Raw genomic sequence first — 15,719 nt, 5'->3', positions numbered from 1 at the left:
CGCCGTGCTCGTCAGCCGGTGGTGACGCGGCAGGCGTCGGCTGTGACCGTGTAGACCTCCCACGGCTCCTGGCCGGGGCCGTGGACCCACACCTTGTCCTGCAGCGCGTAGCAGCAGGTGGTGTCGTCCTCGACCTGCGTGAACAGTCCGAGCGCGGACAGGCGTTCGGTCGCGTCGTCGACCTCGGCGGTGGTCCCGACCTCCACGCCCAGGTGATCCATGACGGTGAGCCGGTCGGCGTCGCCCTCGATCAGGACGAGCTTGAGCGGTGGCTCGGCGATGGCGAAGTTGGCGTAGCCGGGGCGCCGCTTGGCGGGCTCCACGCCGAACAGCGAGCTGTAGAACGCGATCGACCCGTCGAGGTCGGAGACCCGTAGGGCGAGCTGGACTCGGGACATGACCACTCCCTTGTATCGATGACGGTCGATACAGACCTTGCGCCCTGCATCGGCGGTCGTCAATATAGAAGTATGTCGATGCAGGGCGACGTGGTCGTCGATCCGGCCGGCGCGGTGGAGTGCTGCTCCCCGCTGGTGGCCGAACCGGTGTCGGCGGAGCACGCGGCCGAGCTGGCGCGGGTGTTCAAGGCGATGGGTGACCCGGTGCGGCTGCGGCTGCTGTCGTTGATCGCCTCGCACGCGGGTGGCGAGGCGTGCGTGTGCGACCTGACGGACGTGTTCGACCTGTCCCAGCCGACGATCTCGCATCACCTGAAGGTTCTCCGCGAAGCGGGGCTGATCTCGGGGGAGCGGCGCGGCACCTGGATCTACTACCGGGTGCAGCCCGACGCGTTCGGACGCCTGTCGGCCGTCCTGGCCCGGCCGCGGCGCTGATCGGCGCGGGCCCGACCGGCGGACGGAGGATCGCGTGAGCAGACGGCGCGTGCTGCTCGGCGCGATGCTGCTCGACCTGGCCGTGAGCCCGCTGTTCGCCTGGGACGTGTTCACCGCGTCGCTGCAGCGCGACCTGGGTGCCGGACCGACGGCGCTGACGAGCGTGTTCTCGGTCGGTCTCGCCGCGTTCACGACCGGCGTACTCGTCGGTGGCCGGATCGCCGACTCGATCGCACCGCGACGGATGGCCCTGGTCGCCGCCGTCGGCACGGTCGCGGGACTGCTCGGGAGCGCGGCGGCCGCGTCGGTCCTCGTGATGGTCCTGGCCTTCGGCATCGTCCTCGGCGGGACGACGGGTCTCGGCTACGCGACCGCGGTCCGGGTGGCCGGGACGTTCACGACCGGACGTGGTCTGGCGCTCGGCCTGGTCGTCAGCGCCTACGCGATCGGCACCGCGATCCTCGCCCCGGTCGCGGCCGCACTGCTCGACGGGCTCGGCCGCAGCTGGACGTTCGTCCTGCTGGCCGCCGTGCTCGGCATCCTCCTGGTGGTCGCGGCCGTCCTGCTCCCGGCCGAGGCCGCCACCGCGCCGACGGTCGAGACCGGCCATGACGACCGACGGACTCCGCGTGGCCAGGTCGCCGCCCTGTGGCTGGCGTTCGGGCTCGGGAGCGCGCCGGCACTCGCGGCGTTCGCCCGCGCCGGCCCGCTCGCCGGGTCGACGGCCGCCGCCGCGGCGGCGGTGACGCTGCTCAACGTCGGCAACTTCGTCGGCCGCCTCGTGGCCGGACCGGCGTCGGACCGATGGGGACGACGGGCGACGCTGCACGCGAACTCGGCCCTGCTCGTCGTCGCCTGCATCCCTCTGGCCGCCGGGGTGGACGGACCGCCCGCCCTGGTCGCGCTGTTCCTGCTCGGAACCCAGTACGGCGCGCTCTCGACCCTCACCCCGGCTGCCGTGTCCGACGTCGTCCCGACGCAGCGTTTCGGCGCGGTCTACGGCCGTGTGTTCTCCGGCTGGGGGATCGCCGGCCTCCTCGCGCCGGTCGTGGCGTCCGCGATCGCGGCCGTGACCGGGTTCGGCATCGTCTACGCGGGGTTCATCGTCGTCGCGGCCGTCTCCTGGCTGTGCGTCGCGCTCTACGCGCGGTCCGCACGCGACGGACGGGCGCCGACGAGGTGACGTACCTGCCGGGTGTCGTCGCCACCGGTCACGACGGACGGCTCGTCCCGTCTCCACCCCCGTGACGGGCCGACCGGCGGACGGCCCGGAGCGCGCCCGCGGCGCCGCGGGCCAGCAGGACCCCGCCGACGAGGAGCGCGAGCAGGGTGGCGCTCGGTGTCCACGGCCAGGCGGCGCCGTCGAGTCGCACTCCGTCGGTGGGCATCTCGGAGGCCTTCGCGGCCCAGGTCGCGGTTGCGCGGTCCATGGTCCTGGCGACGTCGGCGATCGTGTCGTCGAAGGCGAAACCGTCGCCACGGTGCGGGTACTCGGGGAGCGGGCCCCGCTCCGGTGCCGGGACGGCGCGGTCGGCCGCGGCGTCGCGTCCCGGGACGAGGAGGCGGTCGAGGTCGACGGCGGCGTCGGCCAGGACGGCGCGCGGGAGGAACGTCAGTCCGTGTCGCGATCGCACCGCCCCCGGTGCCGTACCCAGCGCGACGGTGCGGCCGGCGAGCGACTGTCCACCGTGGACGTCGAACACCGAAGCCAGCTCCAGCTCGCCGACCCCGGGCGTGAGGACGACGCCGATCCGGTCCGGGTCGAGCCGGTACCCCGCGTTCAGGATCGCCGCAGGGTCCGGTCCGCCCGGCGCGTGCACCGGCGCGTCCCCCGGGTGGCGATGCCAGCCGACGGCCGCGGCGGCCCGGTCGGCGGCGTCGCGGCCGGCGAACCGCTCGACCAGGTGCAGGGTGCCGTCGAGTCCGGACAGGATGCCCCCGGTGGTGACGACGTCGCCGTCGTCGACGAAGCGGCGGCCCTCGACCCAGCCGACGCGGTCGAACGCGGAGCGCAGGCGGCCCAGCCGGCTCCAGTGGGCGGTGGCGGGCCTGCCGTCCAGGACGCCGGCGGACGCGAGCAGCCCGGCGCCGTTGCAGACCCCGAGCAGCGTCGTGCCGGCCGCCGACCGGCCGGCGACCCAGCCGGCGACGGCGCGGGCCGCGGGCGTGTCGTCGGCCGGCAGCGCCGGGACGACGAGGAGATCCGGCCCCGCGGGACCGGTGCGGCGCGAGACCTCGTCGAGCGTGAGGTCCGGGACGAGGTCCAGGCCGCCGGTCAGCGGGACCGGTTCGCGGCGTGGGGCGGCGGTGTAGAGGTTGAACCGGCCGCTGGCGGCGAGGACCTCGTAGGGGCCGAGCACATCGGACACGACGGCGCCGTCGTTGCCGAGGACGACGACGGCGGTCGGGAGGTGGGGGTCGTGGCCCCGTGCCGACGGTGGGGGCACCGGCCGTGGTGGGCCGGGCACGTGCAGCGAGGCGAACGTGGCGGGCGCGGCGACCGCGGCCGTCACGCCCGCCGGGGCGAGCGCGACCAGCAGCAGGACCAGGATCGTCGCCGTGCGGCGGATGCGGGCGGTCATGGTGTCTCCCCGGTGTTCGACGGGCTCGCCGGGCGTGGCGCCGGCGGTCGCCGTGACCGCCTTGCCGGACGTCACGACCGTTCGTGGTTCAGCGCGGCGGCAGGACGGGACCGGTCAGGCCCCAGCCCGTGTAGCGGACGCGGTTGTCGGACGGTGCGGCGAACGCCAGCTGCAGCAGCCGCCCGTCCGGACCCGTCCACACGCGCACCGGTGCGGCACCCAGGAGGCTCTCGGCGAAGCGGGTCCGCCATGCCGGGTCGGGCTCGTCCGCCGCGGCCCGGTCGGCGGCGAGCCGCACGTCGAACCACGTCGCCGGGACGTCGTCGACGACCTCGGCCCCGGATCCGACGACGGTCGCGGACCGGCCGGCGCGCATCAGGACGGCCACCGGATCGGCCAGGTCTTGCTGGTAGACGGTGTAGACGCAGGCATCGGCGTACACGGAGCCGTCGCCGATCGAGCACGGGACCCAGTGGCCGACCGGCTCGGGATAGCGGCTCCGGATCCACCTGCGGTCGTCGACGACGATGGTCTCGCGCACGGAGAGCCCGGTGTCGGTGAGCCGTGCGTGCACCGACGTGGAGTCGCCGTCGAGGGCGAACTCGCCCCGGCTACCGACGTAGCCGACGTCCTCCCAGAGATCGCCGGGGTCGGCCCGGTAGATCCCGGTGCGGTCCAGGCGCGACCGCGCGTAGGTCGCGGAGAGAACCTCGGCCGCCGTCGCCGGGGGGCGCTCGGGCCCGACTGCCGCGAGTGGGGGAGCGGGGGCCCGTTCCGGGCCGGGCCACGTCGTCACGACGAGGACGGCCACGAGCGCGGCGGCGAGGAGCACGCCGCCCCCGACCCCGAGCAGGACCGGAGACGGTCCCGTGCGATCGAGTGCCGGCGTGCCGGCCGGCCTGGGAAGAGCCGCCCCGGGCGCCACGGACGGGAGCGGCACCGGCCCGTACCCCGGGTCCTCGCGCCGGCGCAGCTCGACGTAGGCCGCAGCCAGGAACGCGGCGACGACCGCGTAGCCCGGCACGGCGAGCACCGCGGTCAGCACCGCGGCCGCCACGGGGTGCACCGGCAGGGCCGCGACGGCGGCGCCGGTCGCGGCCCACCACAGCGCCACCGGCCCGACGGCCAGCAGGACGCGCAGGGCGGTGGCCCACCACCGGCCCCGCACGAGCCGCAGGCAGCGCAGGGGACTCCCGCCCTCGATCGTCACGACCGCGACGAGGGTCGCCGTGAGCACCACGAGCAGCCAGATCCCCGGAAGCACCAGCAGCGCGAGCCCGGCGACGGTCGCCACGACCCCGACCGCGAGCCAGCCCACCAGCAACGGCAGCCGACGCGCGGACCGGGCGAGCCCGCTCAGCGCGGATCCCGCTCTCCGGCCCCGCAACACGAGCAGGACGACGACGGCTGCGGCGTACGTCCACGCCCGCACGACAGCGGCGACCGCCATGGCGATCGACCCCACCACGGGATCGGGGCCGACCGGTGCCGCGACGGCGTCGGCCATCGCGGCCAGGGACGCGAGGACGAGCAGTGGCCGGACGCCCTCGCGCACCATCCCGAGTCCCGACCGCCGCCACTCGCCAATGCCCGTGCCCCGGCGCGGTCCGTCGTCCGCCATCCCGTCCCCCGATCGAATGCTCCGGCGTCGTGGTGATCGTCGGTGCGGGCGGGCCGTGCGCCGAGCTCCCGGCGGGCTCGTGTCCGGAAACCTGGGGGATCGGGCCGGAACGCGGGTGCACGCACGACCCGCACCCGGGCGGACCCGGCTGTCGTGGACGCGATCCTGTGGTCGTCGTGCTCACACCGCGCGTCGTCGAGGGCTCGGGCGCGTCCGGCGCGACAGTTGCTCGCAATCGTCTATCGTGCGGTCACCCACGATGGGTGGGCGAGCCTCCGGGCGTCCCGGGTGGGAGGTGGGATGCCTGCTGGTCGGCGGGTACGCCCGCGACGCGTGGTGGCCGGTGCCGGCACGAGCTGCTCGTCGCCCACCTCCGCTAACCCGCGGGCCGGTGCGAGCGATGTCATCCCGGGAGGTGGAGTGGATGTCGGCGGTTGACTCGCCCCTCGTGCGGTTCGACGTGCACTCGCAGGACCCGGAGTACGCGCACGAGGTGTTGCGTGAGGCGTACAGCGACTTCTCGGTCCGGACGTTCGGCGACATCGAGCACTTCGACTTCGGCCACACCGGCGTGCGGGTCCCCGGAGCGGCGACGTTCGCCAGGGTGCGCTACGCGGCGGCAGGCCACTTCGTCGTGCCTGCGGACGCCGGACTGTTCCTGGTGGTCACGCTCGGCGGCGGGACGATCGGGTTCGAGTCCGGCAGGGAGACGGTCCGCCCCGATCTCGGTGAGCCGGTCCTGACCACGCTGGACGACGTGGACTGGCGGTCGGACGTGGACGACGCGACGGTCGACACGGTCACCCTGGAGCCCGCGATGGTCGCCCGCGTGGCCTGCTCGGTGTTCGGCACCGACGTCGGGGACGTGACGTTCACGTCGATGACCCCGGTGTCGGACGCGGCGGCCCGGTACTGGGCCGGGGTCGCCGCGCACGTGCGGCACAACGTGGTGGATCGCGAGGAGATGCTCGACGCCCCGTTGGTCCTGGCGGAGGCGACCCGGTCGCTGGTCACCGCGGCGCTGGTCACGTTCCCGAACACCGGGCTGACCCGGTGGGAGCAGGGCGGGCGGGCCGGGCCGACGGAACCTGCCGTGCTGCGTCGGGCCCTCGACTACATCGACGAGCACGCCGGCGAGGACATCGGCGTCGACGACATTGCCGTCGTGGCCCGGATCAGCGTGCGCGGGCTGCAGAGCCTGTTCCGGCGGCACCGCGACCGCACCCCGCTCGAGCACCTGCGTCGGGTGCGGCTCGCGCTCGCCCACGACGACCTGCTCGTCGCGGACCCGACGCACGGCGACACCGTCGCCGCGATCGCGGCCCGATGGGGGTTCACGAACCCGGGCCGGTTCTCGGTGCAGTACCGCGAGGCGTTCGGACGCTCGCCGAGGGCGACGCTTCGCGGCTGACGCGGCTGACGCGGCTGACGCGGCTGACGCGGCTGACGCGGCTCACGCGGCTGACGCGGCTCACGCGGAGGTCCGCGTCCCGCTGCGCCGCCGGTAGGTGCTCGGCGACTCCTGGAACTCGGTCTTGAACCCGCGGCTGAACGTGGGCAGATCGGCGAACCCGCAGGCGGCCGCGATCTCGGTGAGCGAGAGGCCGGCGTCGCGCGGGTCGGCCAGCCGCTGCCGCGCGTGGGCCAGCCGCAGCGTGCGGATCAGCGAGCCGACGCTCATGTCGACGCCGGCGAACGCCCGGTGCAGCCCGCGGACCGACACGTAGTGCGCCCTGGCGAGCGCCTCGACGCCGAGATCGCCGTCCTCGATGTGGTCGGCGATGTAGGCGGCGACGCGGTGGCGCAGCCCGGCCGCGGCCGGGATCGACAGCGGCTCGTCGTCGGGATGCCCGCCGAACGTCGTCCCGACCAGGGAGGACAGCTCCCCGGCGAGACGGCGCCCGACGTCGGCCTGTTCCGGCGGCGCCAGCACGGACTCGGCGAGCGAGCGCGCGACGATGCCGCCGAGCCTGCCGTCGCCGAACGGACGGGCGGTGGCCGAACGCGACAGGTCGACGTCGAGGTCGACGAGATGCCGCGGCCAGGTCAGCACGAGCAGCGTCCACGGCTCCGGGAAGTGCCAGCTGAACGGGCGGTCGGTCTCGTAGACGACGAAGCGGCCGGGCTCGAGCACCGCCTCCCGCCCGTCCTGTTCGACGACGGCGCGGCCGCGCGCCAGCATGCCCACCTGCAGGTAGGTCTCCGGGTCCTCGCGGACGAGCCGGCCGGAGCGCACGCAGCTCTGCGGCGCGGAGCTCACCTCGGCCACCGACAGATGCCCGACGAGCGTGCTGCGCACCTCGCTGCCGAACGGCCCGTCGGCGTGTGCGTCGGCCACGTCGAGCGCGACGAAATGTTCGCGCAACATTTCGCGCCACACGTCGACACTTCCGCATCTGCCGACTGCGGTCCGGGATTCTTCCGCGTTTCCGGAATTGCCGAACGGTCCGACGCGACACGGCGTTTCCGTCACGATCCACCGCCTCCGACCAGCGCGTTGTTTGTCCGGGTGAACGTCAGAAGCTAGCGGAACCGGTGACATCTGGCACTCTCCGACAAGCTCCGTGCCGTTGGCCCGTCGCATCATGCGAATTACCGGCCGACCGGAATCCGCCCGTTTCCGATCGGCCCGGATCGGAGAAGGAGCTGACGCGTGACCACCACCGAACTCCCGCTGACCCCGACCGCCACCACGGTCCGGGCAGCCTGCCCGCACGACTGTCCTGACACCTGCGCCATGATCGTGACCGTCGAGGACGGCAAGGCCACCGGCGTGGCGGGTGACCCGGACCACCCGATCACCCGGGGCGGCCTGTGCGTCAAGGTCAACAACTACCAGGAGAAGACCTACGCCCCGGATCGCCTGCTGCACCCGCTGCGCCGCACCGGCCCGAAGGGGAGCGGCCGGTTCGAGGAGATCACCTGGGACGAGGCGCTGGAGACGATCGCGACCCGGTTCACGGCCGCGATCGCCGAGCACGGCCCGGAGACCGTGATGCCGGTCAGCTACCTGGGCAACCAGGGCGTGCTGAACGGCCTGTCGGTCGGCGACGGGTTCTTCCACAAGCTGGGTGCGACGGTCACCGAGCGCACGTACTGCGACTCCGGTGCCTGCACCGCCTACGCGGCCACGATCGGTGCCACCGCGGGCGTCGACCCGGAGAGCATCGTCCACTCGCGCTACATCATCCTGTGGGCGACGAACACGATCTCCACGAACCTGCACCTCTGGCCGATCATCGCCGAGGCACAGAAGAACGGCGCCAAGGTCGTCTGCATCGACCCGATGAAGCACCGGACGGCGCAGCGGGCCGACTGGCACATCCCGATCCGTCCCGGCACCGACGGCGCGCTCGCCCTCGCGATGATGAACGTGATCATCACGGAGGGCCTGACCGACGCCGACTACGTCGAGAACCACACGCACGGCTACGACGAGCTCGTCGAGCGCGTGCAGCAGTACACGCCGGAGTGGGCGTCGGAGGAGACCGGGATCCCGGTCGAGGACATCCGCACGCTGGCCCGCGAGTACGCGACGACCGACCCGGCGATGATCCGGATCGGCGTCGCCGTCGAGCGGCACGCGGGCGGCGGTCAGACCGTGCGGTCGATCGCGTGCCTGCCCGCGCTCGTCGGAGCGTGGCGGCACGTCGGCGGCGGGCTGCTGCAGCTCCCGCTGTGGGCGCACCCGGTGAACTGGCCCGCGATGATCGTCCCGGAGCTGCGCACGCCCGGCACGCGCGTCGTGAACCAGTTCCTGCTCGGCCGCGCGCTGACCGGTGAGATGGCGCTGGACCCGCCGATCTCGGCGCTGATGGTCTACAACTCCAACCCGATGGTCGTGTGCCCCGAGCAGGACAAGCTGGCCCGCGGGCTGGAGCGCGAGGACCTGTTCACCGTGGTCAGCGACCACTTCCTCACCGACACCGCGAAGTACGCCGACATCGTGCTGCCGGCCACGACGGCACTCGAACAGCACGACATCATGTTCAGCTGGGGCCACTTCTACGTCACGCTGAACACCCCGGCCGTCGATCCGGTGGGCGAGGCCGTGTCGAACACGGAGCTGTTCCGGCGGCTGTCGACGGCAATGGGGTTCGACGACGCGCCGCTGCTGCGGTCCGACGAGGAGCTGCTGCGCGACGCGTACGACTGGTCGGCGCCCGCGATGGAGGGCATCACGCTGGAGTCGTTGCGCGAGACCGGATGGGCGCGGCTGAACCTGCCGTCCTCCGACGAGTACCGCCCGCACGCCGAGGGCAACTTCCCGACGCCGTCGGGCAAGACGGAGTTCCGCTCCGGGGCGCTGGAGGCGATGGGGAACTTCGTCGTCAACCTGTTCCGGCAGCTCTCCGACGACCACCAGCCCGGCACCCCGGTCGACCCGCTGCCGCACTACGTGGCGCCGCGCGAGACGGCCGAGGTGTACCCGCTGAACCTGCTGTCGCCCAAGCCGCACGCCTACATCAACTCCAGTGCGGGCGACCAGGAGCGGCAGAAGCGCATCCAGGGCGAGCAGACGCTGACGATCCATCCCCAGGACGCGGAGTCACGGGGCATCACGTCCGGGCAGTACGTCGCGGTGCACAACGACCGCGGGCGGTTCGTCGCGCTGGCGAAGATCAGCGAGGAGGTCGCACCGGGCGTCGTCGTCTGTCCACTGGGGACCTGGCCGAAGAACTCGAAGGAAGGGAATACAGTGGGTGCGGTGAACCCGTTCGCGTTCGCCGACCTGGGGAACGCGCCGACGTTCTCGGACACCCGCGTCGAGGTCGAGGTCGTCTAGGAGGCCCGGTGGGACACGATCTCGCCTCGGTCGTCGCCGACGCGATGATCCGGTTCCCGAAGCTGTGCGGGACCGGGCTCACCGTCGGCGAGGCACGGACCCGCCTGCTCGACGACCACGTGCACGCCCTGCTCGTCGTCGCCGACGGCGTGCTCGTGGCCGTCGTGGAACGCGACGACCTGGCCGGGGCGCCCGCCGGTCACCCGGCATGGCCCCTCGGTCGCCTGGACGGCCGGACCGTGTCCGCAGGCGCCGACCTCCGCTCCGTCACGCGTGACATGGCGGAGCGGGGGCGGCGCCGGTTCGCCGTCGTCGCCGAGGAGGGACGGCTGGTGGGACTGCTGTGCCGCAAGCGCTCCGGCCGGGGCTTCTGCGACGACGACGGCGTCGCGGCCCGCGCGGCGGACCGTCGCGCCGGTTGAGGTCCGGCTCGACCGCTCGCCGGCGGGCAGGCGTCGCCGAGATGCGGCCGAGCGGGCCGGAACGATCACCATGCCCCGCTGAGCCGCATCTCGGCGGGCCTCGGCTGGAGCGGCGTCAGCTCCACTCGCAGGCGACAATGCCGTCGTTCTCCAGGAAGGGGCACCCATGCCGCGCCCGTTGCTGCTCACCGGCGGCTCCGTCGTCGACGTCCGCACCGGCTCCGTCGCGGTCCGGTCGGTCCTCGTGCGCGACGGCCGGATCGCCGCCGTCGGGGACGGTCCGGTCGCAGAGCCGTCCACGGGGGACGTGGACCGTGTGGACGTGTCGGGGCGCTGGATCGTCCCGGGCTACAACGACATGCACGCCCACACGCTCGAGTTGTCCGACCCGGCCGACGCGTTCGCGCTCATGCTCACGTACGGCGTGACCGGGTTCCGGCAGATGTCCGGCTCGCCCGCGTTGCTGGAGCGCCGACGGGACGGCCGGCTGCCGGACGCCGGTCCGGCGCTGCTCGCACTGCCCGGTGCGCTGCTGACGCCGCTGAACGCCGGTACGGCCGATCGGGCGCGCGCGACGGTCCGTGAGCAGGCCGCGCAGGGCGCCGACTTCGTGAAGATGGGCCTGGTCACGGCCGCCGTCCACCCCGCGGCGCAGGAGGAGGCGAACCGGGTCGGGATCCCGCTCGGCGGCCACCTGCCGTCCGGTGCCGACGCGCTCGCCGCGGCCCGCGCCGGGCTGCGGTTCGTCGAGCACGTCGGCCCCGGTCTCGGCGTGCTCAGCTCCTGCTCACCGGACAAGGCGGCGATCGAGGCCGACCTGCTCGGCCGTCGCGGGCTGCCCGTCCCGACCGTGCGGTTCCCGTTCGCGGACAAGGTCTTCGGCGCTCTGCTCCGGCGGATCGTCGTCAACCCGGCGCTGCTCACGCGCCCGGACGAGATCGCGATCATGCGCCGCGCCCTGGACACGTTCGACGAGGACGCCGCCCGCTCGGTCGCCCGCGTGTTCGCCGAGACGGACACGTGGCACTGCCCGACCCTGATCCGGGAGCGGACGAACGAGCGCGGTGACGACTGTGCGCTGCACGGCCATTCCGATCTGCGCTTCGTCTCGCCGGGGACCATGAAGCTGTGGGAACGGACGGCCCGGCGGTTCCGGAAGCTCCCGCCCGCCACGCGCGAGGTCTTCCGTGACCTCTACGCCGCGCAGCTGCGCCTGACCGGAATCCTGGCCGAAGAAGGGGTCGGGATCCTGGCCGGCAGCGACGTCACCGGCGCGTCCTGGGAGGTCCCCGGCACGAGCCTGCACCAGGAGTTCGACGAGCTCGCCGCCGCCGGACTGTCGCCGCTGCGGATCCTGCAGAGCACCACCGTGGACCCGGCGCGGTTCCTCGGGCTGGACGACGAGATCGGCACCGTCGAGATCGGACGCCGGGCCGACCTCGTCGTGCTCGACGGGGACCCGACCGCGGACGTCGCGAACCTGCACCGCGTCGCGGGCGTCGTCCGGGCCGGTACCCACCACTCGCGCGCCGACCTCGACGCGACCCGGCAGCGGCTGGCGGCCGACCGGCGGGCGGCGTGAGCCGGTGGGCGGACACGACGAGCGCGTCGAGCGCGGACGCCGCTACTGGGACAACCTGAGCTCGTTCGCGCCCGCCCTCGAACGCACGGCGTCGGCGCTCGACACGGTCGGCCTTGACCGGCTCGGTCTCGGTGCGGGACAGAGCGTGCTCGACGTCGGCTGCGGCGCCGGAGCGGCGTTCCCCGCGCTGTGCGACGCGGTCGGTCCGGACGGGCGCGTGGTCGGCGTCGACCTCAGCGGGGCGATGCTCGACCGCGCCCGGGAGCGGGTCGCGGAGCACCGCCTGTGGCAGGTCGAGCTGGTGCACGCCGAGATCTCCGGTGCCGAGCTGGAACCCGGAGGCTTCGACGGCGCCGTCGCCGTGTTCGCGCTCAGCGCGGTGGCCGACGTGGACGGTGCACTGAGGACGGTCCGACGGGCGCTGCGACCGGGCTGCCGGCTGCTCGTCGTCGACCTGGACCTCGTCCCACGTGGACCGGCGGCGCCGCTGACCTGGGCGACCCGGCAGCTCTACCGGCGCAGGGCGGGCGCGGCCACCGACGATCTGGCGGCGGCCGCGCGGGCCGTCTTCGACGCCGTCGAGATTCTCGATCTCCCGCTCGGTGCGGGCAGCCGGTGGGCGCCGCTCGTGGGGCTGGTCGCGACGGCGTAGCGGGAGGGTTCCCGTCCGCGGTCCCACCAGGCTGGTCTACCGCAGCAGGCCGCCCAGCAGCCCGCCGACCCCGCCGGTGTTCCCGGCCTGTTCGCCGCCACCGGTGCCGCCGATCGCGTCCAGGGGCATCTCCTCGGACGCCTGGACGATGACGAACCCGTTGCCGCCGAACGCCATCGTGAACCGCTCGCCCGTGGTGCGGCCGATCAGCATGTTCAGCCCGAACTCCTCGGCCCGGTGGATCCCGACCTGCAGGCCCGCCGACCAGGCGATCGCGGCCTGCGGGTCGGCGTAGGTCGGGGCGTCCACCGTGAGCACCACCGGCGAGCCCTTGGCCGTGATCGCGAGCCGGCCCCGGCCGCGGAAGACGCAGTTGAACATCCCTGCGTTGCCGATCGAGCCGCCGCCGGACGTCATCTGGATGTCGTAGGACAGCGTCGGCTCGAACGCGAGGACGTTCTTGCCGTTGATGGTCAGCGCGTCGTCCTGGCCCTCGAGGTCGATCACGTGGACGTCGGCGGCTGCGTCGGCGAGGAACACGTCCCCGCGGCCGGACACCTTCATCAGCGGCACGCCCTCGCCGGTGAGCTTCTGCTTCAGGAAGTTGCCGATGCCACCCGCGCCGAGCGCCTCGAAGCGGACGTCGCCCTGGTAGGCGACCATCGAGCCCTGGCGGGCCAACGCCTCGCCGTTCAGCTCGATCTTCAGCATCTTCGAGTTCTGCAGGCGCAGGCCCGGCTGCGCGGACTCCTGCTCCTGGTTCTCCGGGGCGAACAGGTTGCTGCGCATTCCGACCGGCTCCTCATGACGTGACGCCGCGGGGTGGGGCGCTCGCTCGTAGATCTCGCCGGACGCGCGGCGAACGTTTCCGTCGTAGCGTGATCGGGATGCAGACGCGCACCCTCGGAGCGATGTCGGCCCCGGCGATCGGGCTCGGCGCGGGCGGGCTCGTGGACGGTCCGGACGCCGTCGCGACCGTGCAGGCCGCGATCGACGCAGGCATGACGTTCCTGGACACGGCCGACTTCTACGACGCCGGTGCCAACGAGGACCTGATCCGTCGTGCGTTGCGGCCCGGCGATCGCGGCCGGGTCCAGCTGAGCGTCAAGTTCGGCGGGCTGCGCGATCCTGCGGGTCGGTTCGTCGGCGTCGAGGGACGGCCCGCTCACGTGCGGAACTTCCTCGCCTACTCGTTGCAGCGGCTCGGGACCGACCACGTCGACGTCTACCGTCCCGCCCGGCTGGATCCGACCGTCCCGATCGAGGACACCGTCGGCACGATCGCCGAGCTCGTCGAAGCCGGGTACGTGCGCCACGTCGGACTGTCCGAAGTGGGCGCGGAGACGATCCGCAGGGCCCACGCCGTGCACCCGATCGCCGACGTCCAGATCGAGTACTCCCTGCTCAACCGCGGCCCGGAGCGGGCGATCCTGGACACGTGCCGCGAGCTCGGCATCGGCGTCTCGGCGTACGGCGTGCTCGCCCACGGGCTGCTGACCGGTTCCTACCGCCCGGACGCCGTCGGCCCGGGGCACCTGCCGCAGCTGGCGACGGAGAACCTGCCGTCGAACCTGGCGCTGGTCGAGAGGCTGCGCCCGATCGCCGACGCGCGGGGTGCGACCGTCGCGCAGCTGGCCGTGGCGTGGGTGCTCGCCCGCGAGCCGCACCTGGTGGCGCTGGTCGGGGCGAGCCGCCCGAGCCGGGTCCCGGACGCCGTCGCCGCCGCGGATCTCGCACTGTCCGACGCGGACATGACCGCGATCGAGGAGGCCGTCCCGCCCGGCGCGGCCGCGGGCGAGCGTTACGCGGCGCCGTTGATGGCCATGCTGGACAGCGAGCGTTAGCGGACGTCCAGCTCGCGCTGGATCACCCACCCACCGATCGGCCGCGCGACGAACCCATCGGGGACGACGGTCAGGGCCGTTCGACGCCCAGGTGGTCCCGCAGGGTGGCGCCCGGGTACTCGGAGCGGAACAGCCCGCGCTCCTGCAGCACCGGCACGACCATGCGGGTGAACTCCTCGAACGCGCCCGGCAGGTGGGTGGCGGCGAGCACGAACCCGTCGCAGCCACCGGAGGCGAACCACTCCTGCATCTGGTCGGCGACCTGGGTCGCGGTGCCGACGAACCGCGGTCCCTGCAGGAGCGTCGCGCGGTGCGCGGCGAGATCGCGGACGGTCACCTCGCGGTCGAGATGGCGGCGCACGCCCTCGGCGAGGCCACGGATGCCGCCGGACGCGGCCATCATCTCGTCGGAGATCACGTCGTCGAGGTCGTGCTTCGCGAAGTCGTAGTTCAGGACCTCGGACAGCAGCGCCAGCGACGCGTGCGGGTGCACGTAGGCGTCCAGGAACAGCCGTTCCTTCTCCCGCGCGATCTCCTCGGTCTCGCCGACGACGGTGTAGGCCATCGGCAGCAGCTTCACGTCGTCCGGGTTCCGGCCCTCGGATGCGATCTGTTCCTTCTGCTCCGCGTAGTGCCGCTGTGCGACAGGCAGTCCGGGGTCGGCCGTGAAGATCATGTCGGCCCACCGCCCGGCGAACCGGCGTCCGCGCCCTGACGAGCCCGCCTGCAGGATCACCGGGCGGCCCTGCGGCGTGCGCGGCACGGTCAGCGGGCCGCGCACGGAGAAGTAGTCGCCCTTGTGGTCGACCTCGTGGACCTTCGACGGGTCGGCGAACTCGCCGGACTCGCGGTCCATGATCAGCGCGTCGTCCTCCCAGGAGTCCCAGAGCGCCCGCACGGCCTCCAGGAACTCCTCGGCGCGGTCGTAGCGCTGGTCGTGGTCGAGGTGGGTCTCGACGCCGAAGTTCTGCGCCTCCGAGTCGTTCACGCTCGTGACCACGTTCCAGGCGGCCCGCCCACCGGACAGGTGGTCGAGCGTGGCGAACGTGCGGGCGATGTGGAACGGGTCGTAGTACGTCGTGGAGTACGTGGCGCCCACACCGATCCGCGACGTCGCGCCGATGATCCCGCCGAGCACTGCGGTCAGGTCGAGCTTGATCGGGCGGGCGCCGTAGCGGACCGCGTCGGACACCGAGTTGCCGTACACGCCGGGCATGGCGAGCCGGTCGTCGAAGAACACGCAGTCGAACTTCGCCGCCTCGAGTACCTGTGCGATGTGCGCGTAGTAGTCCATCGAAAGGAACCCGAGATCGGCCGACGGGTAGCGCCACGATCCGGAGTAGACGGTCACGTTGCCGGCCTGCATGAAGCCGACCAGGGTCATCTGTCTGGTCATC

At 73.2% G+C, this 15,719-nt stretch carries 14 protein-coding genes; 8 read left to right on the top strand and 6 right to left on the bottom strand.

Annotated features, from left to right (window positions below; genetic code table 11):
- Positions 1 to 11 precede the first annotated feature (11 nt).
- Entirely contained in the window at positions 12 to 398 is a 387-nt protein-coding gene (locus tag EV378_RS10335) for an ArsI/CadI family heavy metal resistance metalloenzyme (protein ID WP_132423197.1), read from the bottom strand.
- 78 nt (positions 399 to 476) lie between these two features.
- Between EV378_RS10335 and EV378_RS10330 the strand changes: the two genes are divergently transcribed.
- Positions 477 to 833, top strand: a complete 357-nt coding sequence (locus tag EV378_RS10330; protein WP_132427691.1) for an ArsR/SmtB family transcription factor — start codon at positions 477 to 479, stop codon at positions 831 to 833.
- Between the two features lie 34 nt (positions 834 to 867).
- Positions 868 to 2,016: an MFS transporter gene (locus EV378_RS10325; protein ID WP_132423194.1), complete on the top strand. Its 1,149-nt coding sequence runs from the start codon at positions 868 to 870 to the stop codon at positions 2,014 to 2,016.
- Between the two features lie 28 nt (positions 2,017 to 2,044).
- On the opposite strand, the gene EV378_RS10320 is transcribed toward EV378_RS10325, so the two are convergent.
- Positions 2,045 to 3,415 carry a DJ-1/PfpI family protein gene (locus EV378_RS10320; protein WP_132423191.1) on the bottom strand — a complete coding sequence of 457 codons (1,371 nt, stop codon included), beginning with the start codon at positions 3,413 to 3,415 and terminating at the stop codon, positions 2,045 to 2,047.
- A gap of 88 nt (positions 3,416 to 3,503) precedes the next feature.
- Entirely contained in the window at positions 3,504 to 4,973 is a 1,470-nt protein-coding gene (locus EV378_RS10315) for a hypothetical protein (RefSeq protein ID WP_132423188.1), read from the bottom strand.
- A gap of 487 nt (positions 4,974 to 5,460) precedes the next feature.
- On the opposite strand from EV378_RS10315, the gene EV378_RS10310 reads away from it, so the two are divergent.
- Entirely contained in the window at positions 5,461 to 6,447 is a 987-nt protein-coding gene (locus tag EV378_RS10310; protein ID WP_132423185.1) for a helix-turn-helix domain-containing protein, read from the top strand.
- A 60-nt stretch (positions 6,448 to 6,507) separates the two neighbouring features.
- On the opposite strand, the gene EV378_RS10300 is transcribed toward EV378_RS10310, so the two are convergent.
- Entirely contained in the window at positions 6,508 to 7,404 is an 897-nt protein-coding gene (locus tag EV378_RS10300) for an AraC family transcriptional regulator (protein WP_165922225.1), read from the bottom strand.
- A 285-nt stretch (positions 7,405 to 7,689) separates the two neighbouring features.
- Between EV378_RS10300 and EV378_RS10295 the strand changes: the two genes are divergently transcribed.
- The 4 genes from EV378_RS10295 (at position 7,690) to EV378_RS10280 (ending at position 12,478) form a co-directional block, all read left to right on the top strand.
- Positions 7,690 to 9,822: a molybdopterin-containing oxidoreductase family protein gene (locus EV378_RS10295; protein WP_132423179.1), complete on the top strand. Its 2,133-nt coding sequence runs from the start codon at positions 7,690 to 7,692 to the stop codon at positions 9,820 to 9,822.
- Between the two features lie 8 nt (positions 9,823 to 9,830).
- Positions 9,831 to 10,244: a CBS domain-containing protein gene (locus tag EV378_RS35290; RefSeq protein ID WP_165922224.1), complete on the top strand. Its 414-nt coding sequence runs from the start codon at positions 9,831 to 9,833 to the stop codon at positions 10,242 to 10,244.
- 166 nt (positions 10,245 to 10,410) lie between these two features.
- Positions 10,411 to 11,826, top strand: a complete 1,416-nt coding sequence (locus tag EV378_RS10285) for an amidohydrolase family protein (protein ID WP_132423175.1) — start codon at positions 10,411 to 10,413, stop codon at positions 11,824 to 11,826.
- Between the two features lie 4 nt (positions 11,827 to 11,830).
- Positions 11,831 to 12,478: a class I SAM-dependent methyltransferase gene (locus EV378_RS10280; protein WP_132423172.1), complete on the top strand. Its 648-nt coding sequence runs from the start codon at positions 11,831 to 11,833 to the stop codon at positions 12,476 to 12,478.
- A gap of 36 nt (positions 12,479 to 12,514) precedes the next feature.
- On the opposite strand, the gene EV378_RS10275 is transcribed toward EV378_RS10280, so the two are convergent.
- Entirely contained in the window at positions 12,515 to 13,267 is a 753-nt protein-coding gene (locus EV378_RS10275; RefSeq protein WP_132423169.1) for an AIM24 family protein, read from the bottom strand.
- 98 nt (positions 13,268 to 13,365) lie between these two features.
- Between EV378_RS10275 and EV378_RS10270 the strand changes: the two genes are divergently transcribed.
- Positions 13,366 to 14,322 (top strand): aldo/keto reductase, encoded by a 957-nt coding sequence (locus EV378_RS10270; protein ID WP_132423166.1) that lies wholly within the window; start codon positions 13,366 to 13,368, stop codon positions 14,320 to 14,322.
- Between the two features lie 70 nt (positions 14,323 to 14,392).
- On the opposite strand, the gene EV378_RS10265 is transcribed toward EV378_RS10270, so the two are convergent.
- The gene (locus EV378_RS10265; RefSeq protein WP_243653375.1) at positions 14,393 to 15,718 is read right to left on the bottom strand and encodes an LLM class flavin-dependent oxidoreductase; all 1,326 of its coding nucleotides are present in this window, start codon (positions 15,716 to 15,718) and stop codon (positions 14,393 to 14,395) included.
- Position 15,719 lies beyond the last annotated feature (1 nt).

The sequence above is a fragment of the Pseudonocardia endophytica genome (genome assembly GCF_004339565.1).
Classification (GTDB): Bacteria; Actinomycetota; Actinomycetes; order Mycobacteriales; family Pseudonocardiaceae; genus Pseudonocardia; species Pseudonocardia endophytica.
Note: the sequence above shows the minus strand (reverse complement) of the source record. Positions and strands in the feature narration are given on the sequence as shown.

Bases quoted from the DNA above. Each gene is read 5' to 3' on its own strand.
- EV378_RS10335 (WP_132423197.1), bottom strand. From the start codon at position 398: ATGTCCCGAGTCCAGCTCGCCCTACGGGTCTCCGACCTCGACGGGTCG.
- EV378_RS10330 (WP_132427691.1), top strand. From the start codon at position 477: ATGCAGGGCGACGTGGTCGTCGATCCGGCCGGCGCGGTGGAGTGCTGC.
- EV378_RS10320 (WP_132423191.1), bottom strand. From the start codon at position 3,415: ATGACCGCCCGCATCCGCCGCACGGCGACGATCCTGGTCCTGCTGCTG.
- EV378_RS10315 (WP_132423188.1), bottom strand. From the start codon at position 4,973: ATGGTGCGCGAGGGCGTCCGGCCACTGCTCGTCCTCGCGTCCCTGGCC.
- EV378_RS10310 (WP_132423185.1), top strand. From the start codon at position 5,461: ATGTCGGCGGTTGACTCGCCCCTCGTGCGGTTCGACGTGCACTCGCAG.
- EV378_RS10300 (WP_165922225.1), bottom strand. From the start codon at position 7,404: ATGTTGCGCGAACATTTCGTCGCGCTCGACGTGGCCGACGCACACGCC.
- EV378_RS10285 (WP_132423175.1), top strand. From the start codon at position 10,411: ATGCCGCGCCCGTTGCTGCTCACCGGCGGCTCCGTCGTCGACGTCCGC.
- EV378_RS10275 (WP_132423169.1), bottom strand. From the start codon at position 13,267: ATGCGCAGCAACCTGTTCGCCCCGGAGAACCAGGAGCAGGAGTCCGCG.
- EV378_RS10270 (WP_132423166.1), top strand. From the start codon at position 13,366: ATGCAGACGCGCACCCTCGGAGCGATGTCGGCCCCGGCGATCGGGCTC.
- EV378_RS10265 (WP_243653375.1), bottom strand. From the start codon at position 15,718: ATGACCAGACAGATGACCCTGGTCGGCTTCATGCAGGCCGGCAACGTG.